Annotated in this window: 9 protein-coding genes; 8 read left to right on the top strand and 1 reads right to left on the bottom strand. The window is 76.1% G+C overall.

Features of this window, described 5'->3' with window-relative positions; genetic code table 11:
• Positions 1-45: 45 nt before the first annotated feature.
• The gene (locus KPL60_RS07670) at positions 46-507 is read right to left on the bottom strand and encodes a MarR family winged helix-turn-helix transcriptional regulator (RefSeq protein ID WP_226356805.1); all 462 of its coding nucleotides are present in this window, start codon (positions 505-507) and stop codon (positions 46-48) included.
• A gap of 87 nt (positions 508-594) precedes the next feature.
• On the opposite strand from KPL60_RS07670, the gene KPL60_RS07665 reads away from it, so the two are divergent.
• The 8 genes from KPL60_RS07665 to KPL60_RS07630 all read left to right on the top strand — a co-directional run bounded on the left by KPL60_RS07665 (position 595) and on the right by KPL60_RS07630 (position 24,190).
• A complete protein-coding gene (locus tag KPL60_RS07665) occupies positions 595-1,749 on the top strand; it encodes an NAD(P)/FAD-dependent oxidoreductase (RefSeq protein ID WP_226365373.1) in 1,155 nt (384 codons plus the stop codon).
• 254 nt (positions 1,750-2,003) lie between these two features.
• Positions 2,004-2,996, top strand: coding sequence for an iron-siderophore ABC transporter substrate-binding protein (locus tag KPL60_RS07660; RefSeq protein ID WP_226356807.1), 993 nt, complete (start codon positions 2,004-2,006; stop codon positions 2,994-2,996).
• A gap of 662 nt (positions 2,997-3,658) precedes the next feature.
• Positions 3,659-3,868 (top strand): MbtH family protein, encoded by a 210-nt coding sequence (locus KPL60_RS07655; RefSeq protein WP_226365372.1) that lies wholly within the window; start codon positions 3,659-3,661, stop codon positions 3,866-3,868.
• A 68-nt stretch (positions 3,869-3,936) separates the two neighbouring features.
• Positions 3,937-4,344 carry an aspartate 1-decarboxylase gene (panD, locus tag KPL60_RS07650; RefSeq protein WP_178375031.1) on the top strand — a complete coding sequence of 136 codons (408 nt, stop codon included), beginning with the start codon at positions 3,937-3,939 and terminating at the stop codon, positions 4,342-4,344.
• Between the two features lie 36 nt (positions 4,345-4,380).
• Positions 4,381-7,836: a non-ribosomal peptide synthetase gene (locus KPL60_RS07645; RefSeq protein WP_226365371.1), complete on the top strand. Its 3,456-nt coding sequence runs from the start codon at positions 4,381-4,383 to the stop codon at positions 7,834-7,836.
• Positions 7,837-7,923: 87 nt separating this feature from the next.
• On the top strand, positions 7,924-22,152 hold the full coding sequence (locus KPL60_RS07640; protein ID WP_226365370.1) for a non-ribosomal peptide synthetase: 14,229 nt from the start codon (positions 7,924-7,926) through the stop codon (positions 22,150-22,152).
• Positions 22,152-23,510 carry an MFS transporter gene (locus KPL60_RS07635; protein ID WP_226365369.1) on the top strand — a complete coding sequence of 453 codons (1,359 nt, stop codon included), beginning with the start codon at positions 22,152-22,154 and terminating at the stop codon, positions 23,508-23,510. Before KPL60_RS07640 ends, KPL60_RS07635 begins: the two co-directional genes overlap by 1 nt.
• A complete protein-coding gene (locus tag KPL60_RS07630; RefSeq protein WP_226365368.1) occupies positions 23,507-24,190 on the top strand; it encodes a formyltransferase family protein in 684 nt (227 codons plus the stop codon). The genes KPL60_RS07635 and KPL60_RS07630 overlap by 4 nt, the downstream gene beginning before the upstream one ends.
• The last annotated feature ends 9 nt before the right edge of the window (positions 24,191-24,199 follow it).

Below are 24,199 nucleotides of genomic sequence, written 5' to 3'. Positions count from 1 at the left end.
CGGGTGGCGGGAGCCGACACGGATCGCCGGGCGGTCGGCGCTGCCTCAGTCGCCGAACTCCAGAACGAGCTGTCGGCTCCAGGCCCCGATGGCCGCGGCGGCGTCCGGCGACAGCCGGTCGAGGGCGAGCCGGCGGATCGTGGCGCCGTGGCCGGTGATCGCCCGCACCGCCACGTCGCGACCCGTGTCGGTGAGTGCGACGCCGGTCCGGCGCCCCGCGGCGCCCGCCTCGCGGCGCTCCAGCAGGCCACGGCGCTCCATGCGGGTCAGCTGATGCGCGACCCGGCCCTTCTCCCAGTCGAGCGACGCAGCGAGATCGGTGACGCGCACGGCTGTGTCCCGGGCCCTGTACAGGGTCACCAGGATGCTGAACTCGGTCTTCGAGATCCCGAAGTCGCGCTGCAGGGAACGGTCGACCTCACGCAGGAGAAGGCGCTGCGCCGTCATCCATGTGTCCCAGTAGGCCCACTGCTCCGGGGACAGCTCCGATGACGACGACTCGAGCACGGGGCGAGACTACCCGGGTATGAGTTGACGCATCAACTGTTTCGTCTAGAGTTGATGCATCAACTCTTCGAAGGGTGTGGACACGACATGAGTTCCACTGTGGTGATCGTCGGCGGCGGCTACGCCGGCACGATGGTCGCGAAGGCGCTCGACGACAGGGCCGACGTCATCCTCGTCGACCCCCGCGACGCCTTCGTCAACGTCTCCGGTTCGCTGCGCGCGACGGCCCGGCTCGACTGGGCCGACCAGCCGTTCTTCGACTACGGGCCGCTGCTCACGCGCGGGCGGGTGATCCGCGACTCGGTCGTCGCCGTGCAGCCCGGTGGCGTCACGCTCGCCGACGGGGGCCGGGTCGACGCCGACCACATCGTGCTCGCGACCGGATCCAGCCATTCCTACCCCGCGCGCCCGCGGACGACGGCGACCAGCGCGGCCGCGGCCGCCGACGACCTGCGTGCCACGAACGAGCAGCTGTCGCGGGCCGACCGCGTGCTCGTCCTCGGTGCCGGGCCCGTCGGTCTCGAGCTGGCCGGCGAGATCCGCGACGCGTGGCCCGGCAAGCGCATCACGATTCTCGACCCGTCGCCCGAGATCCTCCCCGCCTGTCTTCCCGAGGTGCGCGACGAGCTCCGCCGCCAGCTGGAGGAGCTGGACATCGACCTCCGGCTCGCCACGTCGCTCGCCGACCTCCCACACGCCGCGGCCGCGACGGCGTCGACGTTCACGGTCACGACGACCGACGGCGAGGAGATCACCGCCGACATCTGGTTCCGGACCTTCGGGTCGCGCCCGCACACGGCCTATCTCGCCGACGGCGCGCTCGTGCGACTCACCGAGCGGCAGACGGTCCCGGTCGACGAGCACCTCAACGTCATCGGACACCCGACCGTCTACGCGCTGGGCGACATCGCCGATCTGGCCGACCCGAAGATGGCCACCCAGGCCATGACCCAGGCGCCGACGGTGATCGAGAACATCGCGGCCCGGCTGCGGGGCGAGCAGCCCGTCGCCGTCCACGAGCCGGCGACGACGCATCGGATCCTGGTGCCGCTGGGCACCCGGTACGGCGTCGGCCAGCTCACCTCCCCCGACGGCGGAGCGATCGCCGCGCCGGTCGACGTCGTGGTCGCGCGCAAGGGGACGGACCTGTTCACCGCCCGCTTCGCCGAGCGGTTCGGGAGGACGGCGACCGCCGGCATCGACTCCACCGGCACCGCCGGTGACGGAGAGGGCAGCGGGTGAGCAGCGGCGTCCGTCCCGGCCCTCCTGCTCCCGCGGCTCGGGCCGGTTGATCGGCCCTGTGTGCTGGTCGACGGCGACCCCGACCTCGGCCGGTCCTCGGTGAGGGCGGCCGCGTGGCGGGGCGGGCGTCGGTGCAGACGGCCCCGAGGGCGGGGCCGTCGAGTCCTCTTCGGACCTGTGTGACGGGCGCGGCACCGTACCGATGCCGCCGCGGATCTTCCCCCGGGGAATCCTTCCTGCGTAGTTTAGGAGGTATGCCTAACTTAAGTCGCCGGGTCTTCCTCGGTGCCGCCGTGTGCGGCGCACTGCTGTTCGGGACCGTCGCCTGCGGCAGCGAGCCCTCCGGTGCCCCCGACACCGCCCAGGGCTCGGTCGCGGTCACCCACGCACTCGGCACCACGACGGTGCCGCCGGGCGTCGCGCGGATCGTGGCCCTCGGACCCACCGGGTTCGACGTCGCGCTGGCCCTCGACGCACCCGTCGTCGGAGCGTCCTCCAGCGGTAGCGAGTCCGGTCTCTCCCCGTGGACGTCGCAGGCCCAGGGGGTCTCGGACGTCGAGGTGCTCCCCGTGACCGGCGAGGCCACCGAGGTGGACATCGAGCAGGTCGCGGCCCTGAAGCCGGACCTGATCTTCGCTCCGGGCTACTTCGCCCTGGAGAAGTCCTACCCGCAGCTCAGTGCCATCGCGCCGACGATCGGCTACCAGAAGGGTCCGGCCCAGGACACCTGGCAGGAGATGACGACGCAGCTCGCGACGGCGCTCGGCCGGCCGGCCGACGCCGAGCAGGTCATCGGCCGGGTGCAGACCACGCTCGACGAGACGCGGGCGGCGCACCCGGCCCTGCAGGGCGCCACCTACACCTTCGGCTTCGTGCAGCCCGGCGCGGTGACCGCACTGCGTGACCCGGACGACGCGATGAACTCGGTGCCCACGGCGCTGGGGCTGTCGCTCTCGCCGCAGATCCTCGCGCTGCCGAAGGGGGAGTCGTTCGGCGTGCAGATCTCCTCCGAGCAGATCGCCTCGCTCGACGCGGGCGCCCTCGTCCTGTTCGACGGCGGCGACGCGGAGGCACGCAGGACGCTCGAGCAGAACCCGCTGTTCGAGCGGCTGCCGGTGGTGCAGCGCGGGGCCGTCGTGAACTACGACTACGACGAGTTCATCGGGCTGCGCAACCCCTCGCCGCTGTCGATCCCGTGGATCGTCGACCGGATCGCCCCCCGCCTGTCGGAGGCCGTGTCGAAGTAGTCCGGAGTGGTCCTCGTCCGTCCCCAGTGGCCGGCACCGGTGTCCCGGTGCCGGCCGCTGTCGTGTGCGGAGGGTGCGTCCGCGGGCCCGGGGTCCCGCCGAACGGGGTGGGAGGGCCCGGGGTCCGGCGCACCGCAATGACCTAACGCTAACGCTGGGTAGCGTCACTCGAAAGAGTGACAGCGTCTCCGGATCGGGGCTCCGACCTGGGGTTTCGGGCGGTGTGGGGTTTTTGGGTGATGTCACTCTCTAGGCGGGACGGTGATCCTCGTGCTGAAGTTAGCCTCGCCTTAGAGAAGTGCAGCCGACCTTGTGCGAAGGACCAGGACCGTGATGGCCGACCCCGTGGGCGTGCGAACCCGTACCGACCAGGAGATCCTCCACGTCCTGGGCGTCGGGTCCGGATCGGCCGACCCGGGCGTCGCGATCGCACCGCCCGTGCACGACCGGTCGGTGACCGGTGCCGGTCGGGTGACCGGTGGCGTCGTCGGGCGCCGGGACCCGGTCGGGTGGCACCGCGGCACGCCCCTCGGGGACGCCACGGGGCAGGTATCGCGCCCCACGGATCTGATCACTGTGCGTGATATCGGAAGTGGCCGCCCGCGTCCCGCCGGCCGCGCCGCGCGCTGACCCGACCCGACCGGACGACCGAGGAGACAGCCATGTCCGAGAACCCGTTCGACGACGAGACCGGGACGTTCCACGCCCTGGTCAACGACGAGGGCCAGTACTCCCTGTGGCCCGCGTTCGCCGCCGTCCCCGCGGGCTGGCAGGTCGCGCACGGTCCGGCCGACCGCGCGTCCTGCCTCGCGCACGTCGAGCAGCACTGGACCGACCTGCGTCCGCGCAGCCTGGTCGACCGCACCGGCTGACCGGCCCACCCCGCACCCCCGAAACGGAAGGAACCCCCATGTCCGGCGTCGCCGATGTCGTCCCACAGGTGTACCGCACGCTGCTCAGCGGCAAGATCCACCGCGCCACGGTCACCCAGGCCGACCTGCACTACGTCGGTTCGCTGACCGTCGACGAGGACCTCATGGACGCAGCCGGGCTGGTCGAGGGCGAGAAGGTCCAGGTCCTCGACATCGACAACGGCAACCGTCTCGAGACCTACGTCATCACCGGTGAGCGCGGCACCGGCGTGATCGGGGTCAACGGGGCCGCGGCACACCTCGTGCACCCCGGCGACCTCACGATCATCGTCGCCTACCAGCAGGTCCCGCAGTCCGCCGTGGCCGACCACGTGCCGCGCGTCGTCCACGTCGACGCCCACAACCGGATCGTCGAGCTCGACACCGACCCCGCCGCGCCGGTGCCCGGGGCCCTCGACCAGCTCGCCGGTCGCTGAGCGTCCGCCCCGAACCGCGCAGGAGGAGCACCCCTGATGAGCCCCGTGTCCACCGACGAGCTCCGTGAGCTGATCGCCGACCTCGTCGACGAGGAGCCCGAGGACGTCGGCGACGACGACGACCTGTTCGAGCTCGGCCTGCAGTCCATCGCGCTCATGCGCCTGGTCTCGCGCTGGCGCGACGACGGGTTCGACGTGGGGTTCGGCGACCTCGCCGCCCGCCCGACCGTCGCGGCGTGGGCCGCGCTGCTGGCCCGTCGTCCCGACGCCGCCCCGGCGACGGACGGCCCCGACGAGCAGCCCACCGGGGCCGGGCAGCCCGCCGCGACCGACGGGGCCGCCGAGTTCGGGCTGGCCCTGCTCCAGCACGCGTACTGGGCGGGCCGCGACCCGGCCCAGCCCCTGGGCGGGGTGGCTCCGCACCTGTACCTGGAGTTCGACGGCCCCGGTCTCGACCCCGACCGGCTGGCCGCCGCCCTGCGCCGGCTCGTCGACCGGCACCCGATGCTGCGCGCCCGCATCACCGACAACGGCCGCCAGGAGATCCTGCCCGCCACCGGCCAGGGCGCGCCCACCGTGCACGACCTGCGCACGGTGCCCGACGCCGAGCGCGCCGAGCGCCTGGCCGCGACCCGGGACGCGATGTCGCACGAGATGCTCGCGATCGAGCGCGGCGAGGTGTTCCGGGTCGCGGTGAGCCTGCTGCCCGACGGTGCCCGGCTGCACGTCGACGTCGACATGGTCGCCGCCGACGCCGTCAGCTTCCGGGTGCTGCTCGCCGACCTGGCCCGCTGCTACGAGAAGGGCCTCGACGCGCCCGAGACCGAGCCGATCGGCGTCACCTACCGGGAGTACCTGCAGGCCAGGCCGGGTGCCCGGCGGGCCGCCTCCGAGGCCGCCCGCGCCTACTGGGAGGGGCGCGCCGCGGAGCTGCCCGGCGCTCCCGAGCCGCCGGCGCTCGAGCACGGCACCGGCCGCCCGCGCGCGCAGCGGCTCGCGTTCACCCTGGCCGGCGACGAGCGGGACGCGGTGTTCGCGGCGTGCCGCCGCCACGGTCTGACCGCCGCCGCCGTCATCGCCACCGCCTACGCCGAGGTCGTCGGCGCGTGGAGCGCGCAGCCGCGGTTCGTGGTGAACGTCCCGCTGTTCGACCGCGACCCGGTGCACCCCGAGATCGACCGGGTCGTCGGCGACTTCACGGGGTCGGTGCTGCTCGAGGTCGACCTCACGACGCCCGCGACCTTCCTGGAGCGGGCGCGCGCCGTCCAGCACCGGCTGCACGCCGACGCCGAGCACGCCGCGTTCTCCGGCGTGGAGGTGCTGCGCGACCTCGGCCGCCGCGCGGGCGAGCAGGTCCTGGCGCCGGTGGTGTTCACCAGCGGGCTGAACCTCGGCGAGCTGTTCGACGAGCGGGCGCGGGCGCTGTTCGGCGACCCGGTGTGGATGATCTCGCAGGGGCCGCAGGTCCTGCTGGACGCGCAGATCACCGAGGTCGGCGGGCAGATCCTGGTCAACTGGGACGTCCGCGCGGACCTGCTGCCCGACGGCGTCGGCGAGGCCATGTTCGCCGCGTTCAGCCGGCTCGTGCGCGGCCTGGGGGAGGAGCGGACCTGGTCCGTGCCCGTCCCGGCGCTGCTGCCCGGCGGCCAGCTCGCCGTGCGCGAACGCGTCAACACCACCGCCGGCCTGCCGCCGGCGCGGCCGCTGCACCACGACTTCTTCACCGGCGCCGCCGCCCGCGGGGACGCCCCCGCCGTCGTCGCCGGCTCCGGGGTGCTGGGCCACGCCGAGCTGGCCGACCGGGCGCTGCGGGTGGCGGCCGGGCTCCGCGAGCGCGGCGTCGCACCGGGCGAGCCGGTCGCGGTGACGCTGCCCCGCGGACCGGAGCAGGTCGTCGCGGTGCTCGGGGTGCTCGCCGCCGGCGGCACCTACGTGCCGCTGGGCGTCGAGCAGCCGCCCGCCCGGGTCGAGCGGATCCGGGCGGTCTCCGGGCACCGGTGGGCGATCACCGCCGAGCCGGGGGAGGACCGCGTCACCCTCGCCGAGCTCCTGGCGCACGCGCCGCTGCCCGAGGCGGCCGCCCCCGACCCGGAACAGGTCGCCTACCTGCTGTTCACCTCCGGCTCCACCGGCGAGCCGAAGGGCGTCGAGGTCCCGCACCGGGCCGCCGTCGCCACCCTCGACGACCTGGTCCGCCGCTACCGGATCGGCAGCGGCGACCGCACCCTCGCCGTCTCCGCGCTCGACTTCGACCTGTCGGTGTTCGACCTGTTCGCGGTGCTCGGGACCGGCGGCGCCGTCGTCGTCCTGCCCGAGGGCGCCCAGCGCGACCCCGACCACTGGGCGGGCGCGGTCCGCGAGCACGGCGTCACGATCCTCAACTGTGTGCCCGCGCTGCTCGACGCGCTGCTGTCCACCGGGCACGACCTCGGCCCCACCCTGCGCCAGGTCCTGCTCGGCGGTGACCGGGTGGGCACCGACCTCCCCGGGCGGCTGCGTGAGCGGGTGCCCGGCTGCGGCTTCGCCGGGCTCGGCGGGACGACCGAGACCGCGATCCACTCCACCGTCACCGAGGTCGGCGACGGCCCCGGCGCCGTCGACCCGGACTGGCGGTGCGTCCCCTACGGCACCCCGCTCGACGGGGTCGCGCTGCGCGTCGTCGACCACCTCGGCCGCGACGCCCCCGACCACGTGCCCGGCGAGCTGTGGATCGGCGGCGCCGGGGTGGCGCACGGCTACCGCGGTGACCCGGACCGCTCCGCGGACCGCTTCCTGACCCTCGACGGGCGGCGCTGGTACCGCACCGGGGACCTCGCCCGCTACCGGGCCGACGGCACCGTGGAGTTCCTCGGCCGCCGCGACGACCAGGTCAAGCTCAACGGCTTCCGGGTCGAGCTGGGGGAGGTGGAGGCCGCCACCGCCGCGGTCGACGGGGTCGCCCGCGCGGTCGCCGTCGTCGTCGGCGACGCGGTGCTCGCGGTCGCCGTGCACGGCACCGCCGACCCCGACGCCGTCGCGGCCGCGCTCCCGGACGCGCTGCCGCCGCACATGGTCCCGCGGGCCGTCGTCGCGCTGGACCGGGTGCCGCTGACCACGAACGGGAAGATCGACCGCCGGGCCGTGCGGGCCGCCGTCGCCGAGCGGGTGGCGGCCGGCGCGGACCGGGTCGAGCCCGGCTCCGCGCTGGAGCGGGTGGTGGCCCGGGTGTGGGCCGAGGTGCTCGACCACGACGGCCCGGTCGGCGTCGAGACGCCGCTGTTCGCCCTCGGCGGGGACTCGGTGCTGGTCACGGTGATCGTCTCGCAGCTGCGGGAGCTGCTCGACACCGACGCCGTCTCCGCGCGCACGGTGTTCGCCCACCCGACGGTGCGGGAGCTGTGCCGGGCCCTGCGCGCGCAGGAGCCCGAGCGTGTCGACGCCGTCGCCGAGGTCGTCGACGAGATCGAGTCGCTCGCCGAGGACGACGTCGACCGGGCGCTGGCCGACCGGTGAGCCACCGCCCGCGCGGCTGAGCCCCGCCGCCCCGTACCCGCACGACCGCACCCATCCGTCCCGCCCGGGACACCGGAGGCCACCACCATGACCAGTCTCGACGAGCGCAAGCGCGCCCTGATCGCCCGGCGCCTGGCCGAGGCCGGCCTGCGCCGCAGCGACCCCGCCGCCGCGCCGCGCCGGGCCGGTCGGACCGAGTTCCCGCTGTCGTTCGCGCAGCGGCGGATGTGGCTGCACCACCAGATCGTGCCGGGCAGCACCGCGTTCAACCTGTGCATCGAGCTGACCGTCGACGGCGACCTCGACGAGCGGGCCCTGCGGGCGGCCTTCGACGCGCTGGTGGCCCGGCACGAGGTGCTGCGCACGACCTACCACGCCGGCGACGACGGCGACCCGTTCCAGCGGGTGCACGACACTCTCGACCACGGCTGGGAGGTCCTCGACGCGCCCGGGACCGACGCCGCCGCGCGTCGCGCGTGGGTCCGCGAGCTGGCCCGCGAGCGGGCGTCGCGGCCCTACGACCTCGCCGCGGACTCCGCGCTGCGGGTGGCGGTGGTCCGGGAGGGCCCGGCGCGCACGACGGTGCTGCTGCAGGTCCACCACATCGCCTGGGACGGCCTCACCTTCGCCGTGATCTCCCGCGACCTGGAGCGCGCCTACCGGCAGGCGCAGGCCGGGGACGTGACCACGACCCCGCCGCCGCGTCAGGTCGCGGACTTCGCCGACGCCGAGCAGCGGGCGTGGGCCGGCGGCGACGGGGGCGCCGGGGCCGACGCGGCGTTCTGGCGGGAGCAGCTCGCCGAGCCGGTGCCCGCGCTGTTCGACCGGCTGCCCGCCGAGGACCCGGCGGCGGGCGTCGAGGCCGGGGGACGGGTGGACCGGCGCTTCTCCCCGGCCGCCGCCCTGGCCGTGCGGGAGCTGTCCGCGCAGCTGGGCACGACGCCGTACACGGTGGTGCTCGCCTGCTACAGCGCCGTGCTGAGCCGGTTCGCCGGCACCGGCGACGTCGCCGTCGGCACCGCCGTGGTCAACCGCGAGGACAGCGGGGTCACCGAGCTCGTCGGCAACTTCGGCAACCTGGTGGTGCTGCGCTCGGCCGTGCGGCCCGACGACACCGTCCGCTCGCTCACCGGCCGGGTCGCGGCCGTGGCGGCCGACGGGTTCGGGCACCAGGGTTTCCCCTACGACCGGCTCGTCGAGCTGCTGAACCCGTCGGCGTCCGGACAGGCCCGCTCGCTGTTCGAGGCCCAGCTGCTGTTCCTCACCCAGAAGCTGCACGGCCCGCAGCTGCCCGGCGCCACCACGAGCTGGCTGCGCACCGACAACGGCACCGCCCAGCACCCGCTGGCCCTGGAGGTGTTCCTCACCGACGACGGCTTCGACGTCGAGGCCACCTACGCCGCGGCCCACCTCACCGCGGACGCGGTGTCGACCCTGCTGGCCGACCTGGAGGCACTGCTCGAGGACGCCGGGGACGACCCGGACCGCCGGCTCGCCGACATCTTCACCACCCGCCCGGTCCACCGGTCGGTCACCGGCACCGACGGCGGACCCCGCTGGACCCCGGCGGACGCGCTCGGCCCGGGCGCCGCCGCCCGCGCCGGCGAGGTGGCCCTGGTCGGCGCGCCCGCCCCCGGCCGTGCGCCGGTGGAGGTCACCGTCGCCGAGCTCGACGACGCCGCCGACCCTGTCGCCGCCACGCTGCGGGCGCGCGGCATCGGCCCGGAGGACCGGGTCGCCGTGCTGCTGCCCCGCACCACCGGCCTGGCCGCCGCGGTGCTCGGTGTGCTGCGCGCCGGCGCCGTCCTCGTGCCGGTGGACCCCGGCTACCCGGCCGCACGGATCCGGCACGTGCTCACCGACTCCGCGCCCGCCCTGGTGATCACCGACAGTGCCGTCACCGCAGCCGCCACCGCAGCCGTCGCCGCGACCGGTGCGGCCACGGCGACCGTCGCGGACCTGTCGGCGGGCCCGGCCCCGGACCGGCCGTTCGACCGGCCGCGTCCCGAGCAGGCCGCCTACCTCGTCTACACCTCCGGCTCGACCGGTGTGCCGAAGGGCGTGCTCGGCACGCACCGCGGCCTGGCCCGGCGGCTGGACTGGGCGGACCGCGCCTGGCCGGTGGAGCCCGGCGACGTCCGGGTCGCCAAGAGCTCGATCGCCTTCATCGATGGGGTCACCGAGCTGCTCGCCGCACTGTCCGGTGGGGCCCGGGTGCTCGTCGCCGACGACGCCACCGCGACCGAGCCGGAGGCGCTGGCCCGGCTGCTGCGCACCGAGCCGGTCGCGCAGGTCACCGCCGTCCCGTCGCTGGTGTCGGTGCTCGCCGAGACCCCCGGCCCGGTCGCGGTGCGCCGCTGGGTCTGCTCCGGCGAGCCCCTGACCGCCACGGCCGTTGCGGCCGCGCGGGCGTGGGCGCCCGGCTCGGCCGTCGTGAACTCCTACGGCTCCTCCGAGGTGGCCGGTGACGTGCTCGCCGGCGAGGTCGACGGCGACGAGCGCGTCACCGCCGGACGCGTGGTGCCCGGCAGCACCGTCGTGCTGCTCGACCGGTTCCTGGCCCCGGTGCCCGACGGCGTCGTCGGCGAGCTCTACGTCGGCGGTGAGCAGGTGGCCCGCGGCTACGCCGGACGGCCCGCCGAGACCGCCGCCCGGTTCGTCGCCGACCCCGCGGTGCCCGGTGCCCGGCTCTACCGCACCGGTGACCTCGCCCGCCGCCTGCCCGACGGCCGGTTCGAGCTGCTCGGCCGCGCCGACGACCAGGTCACCGTGCGCGGCGTGCGCGTCGAACCCGGCGAGGTGGAGGCCGTCCTCGTCGCGCAGCCGGGCGTGCGCTCGGCCGTGGTCGTCGCCCGCACGGTCGGCGACGGACCGTCCCTGGTCGCCTACGTCGTCCCCGCCGACGACGCCGACGGGCCCGTGGGCGAGGACCTGCGCGCTGCCGTGGCGCAGCGGCTGCCGTCGCAGTTCGTGCCGGCCGCGGTCGTCGTGCTCCCGGAGCTGCCGCGCACCCCCGGCGGCAAGATCGACAAGCGGGCGCTGCCGGTGCCCGGCCGCGTCCACGCCGGCTCGCGGCCGCCCCGCGACGACCGCGAACGCGCGCTGTGCGCGCTGTTCTCCGAGCTCCTCGACCGCACCGGCATCGGCGTCGACGACGACTTCTTCGCCCTCGGCGGGCACTCGCTGTCCGCGCTGCGGCTGGCCAACCGGGTGCAGGCACGGCTCGGCGCCCCGGTCACGGTGCCCGACGTCTTCGCCCACCCGACCGTCGCCGGTCTCGCCGCGCTGGTCGCCGACCTCGACCCCGCCGGGACCGAGGACCGGGACCCGGCGACGGCCGACGGCCCGGTCCGCCGCCCGGACACCGCACCCGCGGTCCTCGCGCCCGCCCAGCATCCGATGTGGACGCTGTACCGGATGCAGGGCCCCGGCGCGGCCTACAACGTCCCCCGCGAGTGGACCGTCGACGGCCCGTTCGACGCCGGGGCGTTCCGCGCGGCGCTGCACGACGTCGTCGCCCGGCACGAGGCGCTGCGCACCACCTACGGCGAGACCACCGACGGCACGGTGACCGTGCACGTCCACCCGGCCGGCGAGCTGCCGGTGCACGTCGGGACGGGTGCCCGCGACGAGGCGGGCGCCGACGCGACGCTCGCCGCGCTCGTCGGGCACCGCTTCGACCTGGAGCGCGAGGCCCCGGTCCGCGCCGAGGTCGTCCGCACCGCCGCCGACCGCCACCGCATCGGGCTCGTGTGCCACCACATCGCCGTCGACGAGTGGTCCCTGCGGGTCCTGCTCGCCGACCTCGGCACCGCCTACGCCGCCCGCCGCGCCGGGAACACCCCCGCCCTGCCCGCACCGCCGCTGCGCTACGGCGACGTCGCCGCCTGGCAGGCCGGGCTCGTCGGGACCCCGCAGGAGCCGACCGACCGCGCCCGGCGCCAGCTGGAGTTCTGGGCCGACCGGCTGACCGGCGCGCCGCCGGTCACCACGCTCCCCACCGACCGGCCCCGGCCCGAGACGCCCGGCGGACGCGGCGCCGAGGTCCGCACCGAGTTCGGCCCCGAGCTGGCCGCGGCGCTCGGCGCCGCCGCCCAGCGGCACGGGACCAGCATGTTCATGCTGCTGCACGGCGCGCTGGCCGTGCTCCTCGAGGCGCACGCCGACGCCGACCGCGACCCCGGCGACGACGCCGGTGACGCCGTCGTCGTCGGCACCCCGGTCTCGGCACGGCGGCACGCGGGCGCCGAGGACGTCGTCGGGTTCGCGCTGACCACCCTCGCGCTGCGGCTGGACCTGCACGGCGACCCGACCCTGGCCGAGGTCCTGGACCGGGCCCGCACCGCGGACCTGGCCGCGATGGAGCACGCCGACGTCGGTTTCGACAGAGTCGTCGACCGGGTCGCCCCCGAGCGGGGCGCGGCCTCGCCGCTGTTCCAGGTGGAGCTGCTCTACCTGCGCACCGACCCCGACCGCAGCGAGCTCGACCTCGACGACGCCGTCACCACGGCCCGGCGCACCGGCACCGGCTCGGCGAAGTTCGACGCGACCTTCGCCTTCCACGAGTCCGTCACCGACGCGGGCGACCCGCGGCTCGGCGTGATCGTCGAGTACGCCACCGAGCTGTACGACGCCACGACGATCGAGGCGGTCCTCGCACGGCTGGAGCGGCTGCTGGAGCTGGTCGCCTCGGCCCCCGGGACCCGGCTCTCGCAGCTGCGGCTCGACCCGCCCGCCCCGGCACCCGCCCCGGCACCGACCGGTGCCGACGGTCTCCCGCCCACCCTCGCCGCGCTGTTCACCGCGACCGTCGCGGCCCGGCCCGACGCCCCCGCACTCGTCGCGGGGGCGGATCGGCTGACCTGGGCCGGCCTCGCCGACCGCGCCGGGCGGCTCGCCGCCGTGCTCGTCGCCGACGGGGTCCGCCCGGGGGACCGGGTCGCCGTCGGCGTCCCGCGCGGCGCCGACATGGTCGTCGCGATGCTCGCCGTCGCCCTGGCCGGGGCCACCGCGGTGCCGCTGGACGTCGAGTCCCCGGCGAGCCGCCTCGCGCTGATCGTCGGCGACGCCCGGCCGCACTGCCTGCTGGCCGTCGCCACGACCCCGCGGGCCGTGACCGGACTCGGCCCGCGCGTCGTCGCCGTCGACGCGGTCACCCCGGACCTCGCCCCGCTGCCCGGGCCCGTCACCGTGCCCGCCGCACAGCCGGCGTACGTCGTCTACACCTCCGGGTCCACCGGGCGCCCCAAGGGCGTCGAGGTCCCGCACCGCGCGGTGCTGTCGCTGCTGGCGGCGACCGTGGCACCCGGCGGCACCATGGACGTCACCGCCGACGACGTGTTCTCCCTGGTCCACTCGATCGCCTTCGACGTCTCGGTGTTCGAGCTGTGGGGCGCGGTCGCCACCGGCGCGACGGTCGTCGTCGTCGACGGCGACACCGCCCGCGACCCGGAACGCCTCTGGGCGCTGATCGCGGCCGAGCGGGTCAGCGTGCTCAGCCAGACGCCCTCGGCGTTCGGGCCCCTGGCCCTCGCCGAGCCCGCCGGCTCCGCCGTCGCCGACAGCCTGCGCTACGTCGTGTTCGCCGGGGAGGCCCTCGAACCGCGGCTGCTGCGGGACTGGTGCGCCCGGCACACCCCCGGCGCCCCGGTGCTGGCCAACCTCTACGGCATCACCGAGACCACCGTGCACACCACGTACCGCGAGATCGGCACCGCGGACCTCGACCGGCCGGTCAGCCCGGTCGGTGGCCCCCTCGCAGGGCTGCAGGTGCGGCTGCTCGACCGGCGGCTGCGACCGGTCCCGCCGGGCGTCGTCGGCGAGATCCACGTCGCCGGTGCCCAGCTGGCCCAGGGCTACGCCGACCGCCCCGACCTCACCGCCGTCCGGTTCGTCGCCGACCCCGACGGCCCGCCCGGCACCCGGCTCTACCGCTCCGGTGACCTCGCCCGGTTCGACCGGGCCGGTGAGCTGGAGTTCGCCGGCCGCGCCGACGAGCAGGTGAAGATCCGCGGCTACCGGGTCGAGCTCGGCGAGGTCGACACCGGCCTGCTCGCCCTGCCCGGGATCGCGCAGGCGGTCACCCGGGTGCACACCGGCACCGACGCCGCCGACCGGCGGCTCGTCGGCTACGTCGTGCCCGCCCCCGGCGCCGCGGCCGACCCCGCCGCGCTGCGCACCGCCCTGGGCGAGCTCCTGCCCGGCTACATGGTCCCCGCCGCGATCGTCGTCCTGGACCGGCTGCCGCTGACCGTCAACGGCAAGCTCGACCGCCGCGCACTGCCCGCGCCCGACTTCGGCGGCGGCCCCGCCGCCGCGGACCGCGAGCCCGCCGACGACGCCGAGCGGACCCTGTGCGCCGCCTTCGCGCACGTGCTCGGAGCCGGCCGGGTCGGCCCGGACGACGACTTCTTCGCCCTCGGCGGCGACAGCATCCTCGCCACCCGCGTCGTGCGGACCGCGCGCGAGGCCGGACTCGACGTCCGCACCGCGCACGTGTTCGCCCACCGGACCCCGGCCGGGATGGCCCGCGCCGCGGGCACGGCGCCGCGGGCGGCCCACGCCGACACCCGCCCGCTGCGCGACCTGCTCGGGCTCGGCCCGGCCGACGTCACGGCGCTCGGCGAGCGGGTCGGCGGCACCGCGACCGACGCCTGGCCGCTGTCGCCGCTGCAGGAAGGGCTGTACTTCCAGTCCGTCTACGACACCGCCGACACCGCCGGGTCCACGGCGGGCAGCGACGTCTACATCCTGCAGACCGTGTTCACCCTGGACCGGGTCCTGGACCGGGAGCGGCTGGAGGGTGCGCTGGCCCGCCTCGTCGCGGCCACACCGCTGCTCCGGGTCGGGTTCACCACCGACGACCGGGGCCGCCCGGTCCAGGTCGTCCGCGACCACCTGCCGGCGCTGCCGGTCGGGGAGCGGTCCGCCGGATCCGTGGACGAGGCCCGTGCGCTCGCCGCGGCCGAGCGGGCGCGCCCGATCCCGCTCGACGCGCCGCCGCTGTTCCGCCTGCTCCTCGTGCACCTGCCCGACGGCCGGGACCGGCTGGTGCTGACCAACCACTTCCAGCTGTTCGACGGCGCCTCGGCCATGCGCGTGGCGGACCGCCTGCTCACCCTGCACGACGGCGGCGAGCCCCCGGCGGCGCCCGGCTACGACGCCTACCTGCGCTGGACCGCCGACCAGGACGAGAAGACCTCGCGCGAGGTGTGGGCGCGCGCCTACGCCGACCTCACCGCCCCCACCCTGGTCGCGGGCGAGGAGCAGCGGTCCTTCACCGAGCCGTCGTCGCGGATCGGGACCCGGCTCGGGGTCCCGCTGTCCGACCGGGTCCGGGCCGTCGCCGCCGGGCACGGGGTCACCGTCAACACCGTCCTGATCGCCGCGCTCGGCGTCGTGCTCGGGCACGCCACCGGCGGCGACGACGTCGTGCTCGGCACCCCGATGGCCGTCGCACCGGACGAGATCGCCGGGATGGAGCACGCCGTCGGGCTGTTCCTCAACACGGTCCCGGTCCGGGTCCGGCTCGCCCCCACCGACACCGGCGCCGACGTGCTGCGCCGGCTCGGCGACGAGCGCGCCGGGCTCGTCGCGCACGAGTACCTCGGGCTGGGACAGATCCAGCAGGCCACCGGCCGGCCGCGGCTGTTCGACACCCTGTTCACGCTGCGCAACGCCTGGGACTCCTTCGCCGAGGCCGCGCAGCGGCACGGGATGGCCGACGTCGAGACCCTCGACGACTCGCACTTCCCGCTGTCGTTCGCGGTGAACCCGTTCGACGACATGGAGCTGACCGTCGACCACCGGCCGGAGGCGGTCGACACCGGCACGGCCCGGCAGCTGATGGACCGCTTCGTCGCCGTGCTCGACGCCCTCACCGCCGCTCCCGGCGCGCCGCTGGCCACGATCGACCCGGGCGTCGCGCCGCACGCCGACGACACCGCCGCCCCGGTCCCGGACGCCACGATCGCCGAGCTGCTCGCCGAGCGCGCGGCGCGGTGCCCGCAGCGCACCGCGCTGGTCGCGGGGGAGTCCCGGCTGAGCTTCGCCGAGCTCGACGCGCAGGTCACCCGCACCGCGCGGGTCCTGCGGTCCCGCGGCGCCGGACCCGAGACCGTCGTGGCACTGGGGCTGCCGCGCTCGACGGCCAACGTCGTCGCGCTGTTCGCGGTGCTGCGTGCCGGCGCGGCCTACGTGCCGCTGGAGCTGGACCACCCCGACAAGCGGCTCGCCGAGATCCTCGCCGCCTCGGGTGCGTCGCTGCTGGTCACCGACTCGACCGTCGCGCCGCGCTTCGACCGGGCCGTCCCGCAGGTGCGCCTGGACGAGCCGGGCCTGTTCGACGGTGTCCCGGACACCCCGCTGACCGACGACGAGCTGGGGTCGTTCGCGCCCGGCACCCCGGGCCGCCTCGACCACCCCGCGTACGTGATCTTCACGTCGGGGTCGACCGGGAAGCCCAAGGGCGTGGTGACCCCGTTCCGCGGGCTCACCAACATGCAGGTCAACCACCGTCGGGAGATCTTCGCGCCCACCATCGACGCGGCGGGCGGCCGGGTGCTGCGGATCGCGCACACGGTGTCGTTCGCGTTCGACATGTCCTGGGAGGAGCTGCTCTGGCTCGTCGAGGGCCACGAGGTCCACGTGTGCGACGAGCAGCTGCGCCGCGACGCCGAGCGCCTGGTCGCCTACTGCGCCGAGCACGCCGTCGACGTCGTCAACGTGACCCCGACCTACGCCCACCACCTGTTCGCCGCCGGCCTGCTCGACGGCCCGCACGTCCCCCCGCTCGTGCTGCTCGGCGGCGAGGCCGTCCCGGAGTCGGTGTGGACCCGGCTGCGCGACACCGACGGCACCTGGGGCTACAACCTCTACGGCCCCACCGAGTACACGATCAACACCCTCGGCGCGGGCACCAGCGACAGCCCGACCTCCACCGTCGGCACCGCGATCACCAACACCACGGCCCACGTCCTCGACGGCTGGCTGCGCCCGGTGCCCGACGGCGTGATCGGCGAGCTCTACATCGCCGGGACCGGCCTGGCCCGCGGCTACCTCGACCGGCCCGGCCTCACCGCGGAGCGGTTCGTCGCCGACCCGTGGACCCCGGGCCGCCGCATGTACCGCACCGGCGACCTGGTGCGCCGCCGTCCCGACGGGAACCTGGACTTCCTGGGCCGCAGCGACGACCAGCTCAAGATCCGCGGCTACCGGGTGGAACCGGCCGAGATCGAGACCGCCCTGAGCGCCGCCGACGGGGTCTCCCAGGCCGCCGTCGTCGCCCGCCCGCACCCCGAGGTCCCCGGCCAGCGGCGCCTCGCGGCCTACCTCGTCGGCACCACGACACCTGAGGCGGCCCGCGAGGCCGTCGCGCGGACCCTGCCCGACTACATGGTCCCGACCCTCTGGGCCGTGGTCGAGAAGCTCCCGCTGACCGTCAACGGGAAGCTCGACATCGCCGCGCTGCCCGAGCCGGCGGCGATCGCCCCCACCGGCGGCCGCGCACCGCGCACACCCCTGGAGGAGACCCTCTGCTCGATCGTCGCCGAGGTGGTGGGCGTCGACGGGGTCGGCCCCGACGACGACTTCTTCGACCTCGGCGGGGACAGCATCTCCGCGCTCGCCCTGGCGAACCGGGCCCGCAAGGCGGGGATCCGGATCCGGCCCCGGCACGTGTTCGAGGCCCGCACCGTCACCCGGCTCGCCCCCTACGGCAGCCGCACCGCCGCCGCGCGCCCGGCCCTGCAGCCCGTGCACCACGACGGACCCGAGCGGGAGATCTCGGCCGGGCAGCGGCAGATGCTCGCGCTGTCGCGGGTCGGCGGCCCCGGCGCGGTCTACAACGTGCCGGGGGTCCTGCGCCTGCACGGCCCGCTCGACACCGGCGCGCTGAGCGCCGCCTGGCTCGACGTCCTCGGACGCCACGAGGTGCTGCGCACGACCTACCCCGACGGCGCGACCACGGCCCGGGTGCTCGAGCTCGACGCCGTCGGCCCGGCGGTCACCACCGAGCCGATCGACGCCGGCGACCTCGACGCACGGATCGAGGCCGCGGTGCGCACCCCGTTCGACCTCGCCCGCGAGATCCCGGCCCGTGTCACCCTGTTCGAGCTGGGCCCCGACGAGCACGTCCTGGTCGCGGTGCTGCACCACATCGCCGTCGACGAGTGGTCCTGGCGCCCCCTCATCGACGACCTCCAGACCGCCTACCGGGCGCGGCTGCGGTCCGGCCCGGACGCGCCGTCGTCGCTGCCCGAGCCGGCCGTCCGCTACGCCGACTTCGCCGCCTGGCAGCGCGCCTGCCTCGCCGACGGGTCGGACACCTCCGCCGCGGCGCAGCTGGACTTCTGGCGGACCACGCTGGCCGGCGCCCCGGTCGAGACCACGCTGCCGGGCGACCGGCCGCGGCCCGCCGCCCCCACCGGAGCCGGCGACGCCGTGCCGGTCGAGGTCGGCCCGGAGCTGACCGCCGAGCTCCACCGGCTCGCCCGCTCGCACGACGTCACCGTGTTCATGCTGCTGCACGCCGCGCTCGCGGTGCTGCTGTCCCGGCACACCGGGTCACCCGACGTCGTCGTCGGCACCCCGATCTCGACCCGCTTCGACCCGGCGCTCGACGACGCGGTGGGCTACTTCCTCAACACCCTCGCGCTGCGCACCGACGTGGCGCCGGACCACACCGTGGCCGACCTGCTGCGCGCGGTCCGCGGCGCCGACCTCGACGCCTACGACCGCGCCGACGTGCCCTTCTCCGACGTCGTGGCGGCCCTGGCCCCGGACCGGGCGCCCGGGCGCAGCCCCCTGTTCCAGGTCATGGTGGTGTGCCTGGGCGGCGACGCGAACGCCCTGACCCCCCGCCTCGACGGCGTGGACGCGAGCGCCGACGTGGTCCGCACGGGCACGGCGAAGTTCGACGCGTCGTTCAACTTCACCGACACCCCCGACCTGTTGTCCGGCGTCGTCGAGTACTCCACGGACCTGTTCGACCGGTCCACGATGGAGCGCGTCGCCGACCGGATGGTCGCGGTGCTGCGGGCCTTCGCCGAGGACCCGGCCCGTCCGGTCGGGTCGATCGACGTCGTCGCCCCGGCCGACCGGGCCGACGCGGTCGCGCGTGCGGCGTCCGCGGTCGTCGACGTCCCGGACGTCACGATCGCGGAGCTGCTCGCCGAACGGGCGGTGACCTGCCCGGACCGCACCGCACTGGTCTCCGGCGACGAGCGCGTCACCTTCGCCGGGTTCGACGCCCGCGTCACCCGGCTGGCCCGCGTCCTGCGCTCCCGCGGGGCCGGCCCGGAGACGGTCGTGGCGCTGGGGCTGCCGCGGTCGGTGGCCAACGTCGTCGCGCTGTTCGCGGTGCTGCGGGCCGGGGCGGCGTACGTGCCGCTGGAGCTGGACCACCCCGACGAGCGGCTGGCCGAGGTCCTCGCCGCCTCGGGTGCGTCGCTGCTGGTCACCGACTCGACCGTCGCGCCGCGCTTCGACCGGGCCGTTCCGCAGGTGCGTCTGGACGAGCCGGGCCTGTTCGACGGTGTCGCGGACACCTCGCTGACCGACGAGGAGCTGGGGTCGTTCGCGCCCGGCACCCCGGGCCGGCTGGACCACCCCGCGTACGTGATCTTCACGTCGGGGTCGACGGGGAAGCCGAAGGGTGTGGTGACCCCGTTCCGCGGGCTCACGAACATGCAGGTCAACCACCGTCGGGAGATCTTCGCGCCGACGATCGACGCGGCGGGTGGGCGGGTGCTGCGGATCGCGCACACGGTGTCGTTCGCGTTCGACATGTCCTGGGAGGAGCTGCTCTGGCTGGTGGAGGGGCACGAGGTGCACGTGTGCGACGAGCAGCTGCGCCGTGACGCGGAGCGTCTGGTGGCCTACTGCGCCGAGCACGCCGTCGACGTCGTGAACGTGACCCCGACCTACGCCCACCACCTGTTCGCGGCCGGGTTCCTCGACGGGGCACACGTCCCGCCGCTGGTCCTGCTCGGTGGGGAGGCGGTCCCGGAGTCGGTGTGGTCGCGGCTGCGCGACACCGACGGGACGTGGGGCTACAACCTGTACGGCCCCACCGAGTACACGATCAACACCCTCGGGGCGGGCACCACCGACAGCGCCACGTCGACCGTGGGCACGGCGATCACGAACACCGTCGCGCACGTCCTCGACGGGCGGCTGCGGCCGGTGCCCGACGGCGTCGTCGGGGAGCTGTACATCGCCGGGACCGGCCTGGCCCGGGGCTACCTGGACCGGCCGGGCGCGACCGCGGAGCGGTTCGTCGCCGACCCGTGGACACCGGGGGAGCGGATGTACCGCACGGGTGACCTGGTGCGTCGCCGTCGCGACGGGAACCTGGACTTCCTGGGGCGCAGCGACGACCAGCTCAAGATCCGCGGCTACCGGGTGGAACCGGCGGAGGTCGAGACCGTGCTGGGCGCGGTGGACGGGGTCTCCCAGGCCGCCGTCGTCACCCGCACGACCGGGACGACGAAGCGGCTCGCGGCCTACCTGGTGGGCGAGCCCGACGTGGAGACGGTCCGCGACGCGGTGGCCCGCGTGCTGCCCGACTACATGGTGCCCACCCTGTGGGCGGTCGTCGACGCGCTGCCGCTGACCGTCAACGGCAAGCTCGACACCGGCGCACTGCCCGAGCCCGCCCCGGTCGCCCGGCGTGCCTCCCGCGCCCCGCGCACCCCGCTCGAGGAACGGCTGTGCGCGATCGTCGCCGACGTCCTCGGGCTCGACACGGTCGGCATCGACGACGACTTCTTCGGCCTCGGCGGGGACAGCCTCGGCGCCATCGACATCGCCACCACCGCCCGGCGCGAGGGCATCGAGCTGCGCGTGCGGGACCTGCTCGTCGCCGGGACGGTCGCCGCGGTCGCGGCGGCGCTCGACGACAGCGGTGACGGCGACGGCGGCGATGGCACCGTCGGCACGGCCGGCACGGCAGGCACGGCCGGTGCCGGGCCGTCGGCCACCCCGGCCGCCGGGGAGCCCGGCACCGCGCCGCTCACCCCGGTCCAGTCCTGGCTCGGGTCCCTGGGCGGCCCGGTCGCCGGCCGGGCGCAGGCGGTGCTCGTCACCACCCCCGCCGGGTTCGGCGCCGACGACCTCACCGCGCTGGCCGACGCCCTGCTCACCCGGCACCCGGTCCTGCGCTCGGCCCTGGAGACCGACGCCGGCGGGCGCTGGACGGGCCTGCGGATCCTCCCGCGCCGCGACGCCGACCCAGCCGCGCTGGTCCGGCGGGTCCCCGTCGACCCGGCCGCCGGGGACGACGCGCTCACCCGCGCCGTCACCGCGGCGACCCGCACCGCCCGCGCCGAGCTCGACGCCGGACCCGGCGGGATGCTGCGCCTGCTCTGGTTCGACCGCGGCACCGCACCGGGCAGGCTCGCGGTCGTCGCGCACCACCTCGCGGTGGACGGGCCGTCGTGGCGGGTGCTCGCCGAGGACATCGCCACCCACGGCACCGGGGCCGAACCGGCACCCGAGGCCACCGGCGTCGCCGCGTTCGCCGCACGGCTGCACGCGCACGGCGCGGGCCCCGAGGTCCGCGAGGAGGCCGGGTTCTGGCAGGAGGTCCTCGACGCGGCCGCCCCGCTGCCCGTGCGGCGCCCGCGCGACGGGGACACCCGTGCGACGGTCCGCGAGACCACCGCGTCCTGCCCCGGCGACGTCGTCACGGCGCTCGCGCGGCGCCACGGCACCGGGACCGAGGCGGTGCTGCTCGCCGCACTCGGCGAGGCCCTCACCGTCACCGGACCCGACGGGCCCGTGCTGGTCGACCTGGAGCACCACGGCCGCGCCGAGGAGCTCGGACCCGACGTCGACCTCGCCCGCACGGTCGGCTGCCTCACCGTTCTCGCCCCGGTCCCCGTGCACGGCACCCCCGGCCCGGAGGTGCCCGACGCGGCCGCGGCGCTCACCCGGGCCCGCGACGCCGTCGCCGCGCCCCCCGGGCGGGGCCTGGGCTGGGGCCTGCTGCGGTACCCGGCCGACGGCCCGCCACGGGTCACCGGGCCGGGAGCGGAGGTCGCACTGAACTGGCTCGGTCGCACGACCCGGCCCGCCGGGACCGCGGGCGGCGGCTGGGAGCTCGCCCCCGAGCAGGACGCGGTGCGGGTCGGACCCGCGCCCGGGGTGCGCACCGGGCACTCGCTCGTCGTCGACGTGCTGGTGCGCGAGAGCGCCGGGGGCCCCGTGCTGGAGGCGACGTTCGGCCACCCCACCGGTGTCCTCGACGCCGCCACGGTCGACCGGGTCGCGGCCCGCTGGGCCGAGGTCCTCACGACCTGGGCGGGGCGTCGCTGATGGCGTCCCTGCTGGTCGACGTCAGCCCGCTGCGCGAGGACCGGACGTTCCGCAACCTGTTCGTCGCCCGGACCATCCTGCTGTTCGGGGTGGGGATCGTCGCGGTCACCGTGCCGCTGGAGGTGTACGCCCGCACCGGGTCCACCCCGGTCGTCGGGATGGTGACCGCGATCGAGTCGGCGGCGTTCGTCGTCGGCTACCTCGGCGGCGGGGTCCTCGCCGACCGGGTCGACCGCTGGCTGCTGGTGCGGGTCACCTGGCTGGTCAGCGGGACGACGTTCGCCGGGCTCGCGGTGAACGCCGCCTGGATCGGCTCGACCCCGCTGACCGCCGCGCTGGTCGCCGCGAACGGGCTGTCCGGCGCCACCTGCATCACCGCCATGCTCGCCGTGACCCCGTCCATCGTGGACCGGGCGAAGCTGCACGCGGTCGGCGCGCTGAACACCGTGTCGCTGCGCCTCGGCGCGGTGGTCGCCCCGGCCGTCGGGGGCATCGTGTTCGCGGTCGCCTCGGCCGCGTGGAACTACACCGCGGGCGCCCTCGCCGCCGCGGCGACCTGGGTGCTGCTGATGGTCGCGCCACCGCCCGGCCGGGGACGGACCGTCGCGGCCGGCCCGCCGCCCACCGGGCCCGGGACGGAGGTGCCGCCCGGCACCCCCACCGGCACGGGCACCGACAACGCCGACGCCGGCGGCGACCGGGCCGTCGCCGACGGGCCGCCGGAGCCGGCCGAGAGCCCGCTGGCCGCGCTGCGGTCGGGCGCCCGGTTCGCCGTCCGGGAGCCGGTGGTGTCCGGCGTGATGGTGGCCGGACTGGTCGGGATGATCGGGGGCGGCTCGTTCGTGCTGGTCCCGGCCTTCGTCGAGGCCCGCTTCGGGGGCTCGTCCACCGTCGTCGGCCTCATGTACTCGGCGCTCGCCGCCGGGGTCGTGCTCGGCTCGCTGGGCAGCGGCTGGGTCCGGCGCAGCCCGCGGCCCGGTCGTCTCCTGCTGGTGCTGATGGTCGCCTGCTACGCCTGCTACGCGCTGGCGGGAGCGGCCCCGACCGTCGCGCTGGTGCTCGCCGCGCTGGTCGCCGCCGGCGCCACGAACGCGATCGAGGAGGTGCTGCGGTACACGCTGCTGCAGCTCCGCACCCCCGACGCCCTGCTGGGCCGGGTGAACAGCCTGTTCGCCGCCCAGGCCATGACCGGCGCCGCGATCGGCGCCGTCGTCGCCGGGTCCGTCGGCGGCGTCGTCGGCGACGGCGACGCCCTCTGGGTCTACAACACCGTCACCGGCCTGGTCGCCGCGGCGACCGGGCTGCTGCTCGGACCGCTGCGCCGGGTCACCCGCGCATCCATCGAGGAGGAACGATGATCTTCGTCGGCGACGGCGCCCTGCTGTGGCGCGCCGTCCGGCACGCCCGGGCCGACGGCCACCCCGTCGACCTCGTCTGCCACGGTCCCCGCACCACCCCACCGCCCGGGTGCGCCCCCGAGTCGGCCCGCACGGTCCACAGCGGGCACGACCTGGAGGAGCTCGCCGGCGAGCTGGCCGCACGCTGCACCGACGGTCTGCTGTGGTCGATCGACAACCCGTTCCTGTTCCGGGAGAAGGTGCTGGCCTCGGGGCTGCGGCTGCTCAACGTGCACGGGGGGCCGCTGCCGTCCTACCGGGGGCTGCCGCCGGTGACGGCGGCCTACGCCGTCCTGCACGGCGAGACCACCTTCGCCGCGACCCTGCACGAGATCGACGCCGGCATCGACACCGGTCCGGTGCTGGCCGAGGCACGGTTCCCGGTCGACCCCGACGCCGTCCTGGAGGACGTGCTGTCCGATCTCGTCGAGGCCGCGCACCGGGCGTTCACCGAGAACCTCGCCGCGGTCGCCGACGGCACCGCCGGACCGGCCCGCACACCCGAGGGGGACCCCGGCTACTACGGGCTCGCCGAGGGACTCGAGCTCGCCGGGATGCGCGACCACCCCCGCTACGACCAGGCCACCGACCTGGGGATGTTCGCCGACTACTACCCCGACGCCGCGGCGGCCTGGGGCTGACCCGGCGAC

The organism is Pseudonocardia sp. ICBG162 (genome assembly GCF_020496225.1).
Classification (GTDB): Bacteria; Actinomycetota; Actinomycetes; order Mycobacteriales; family Pseudonocardiaceae; genus Pseudonocardia; species Pseudonocardia alni.
The sequence above is the reverse complement of the archived record's forward strand: the minus strand, read 5'-3'. Positions and strand labels throughout refer to the sequence as shown.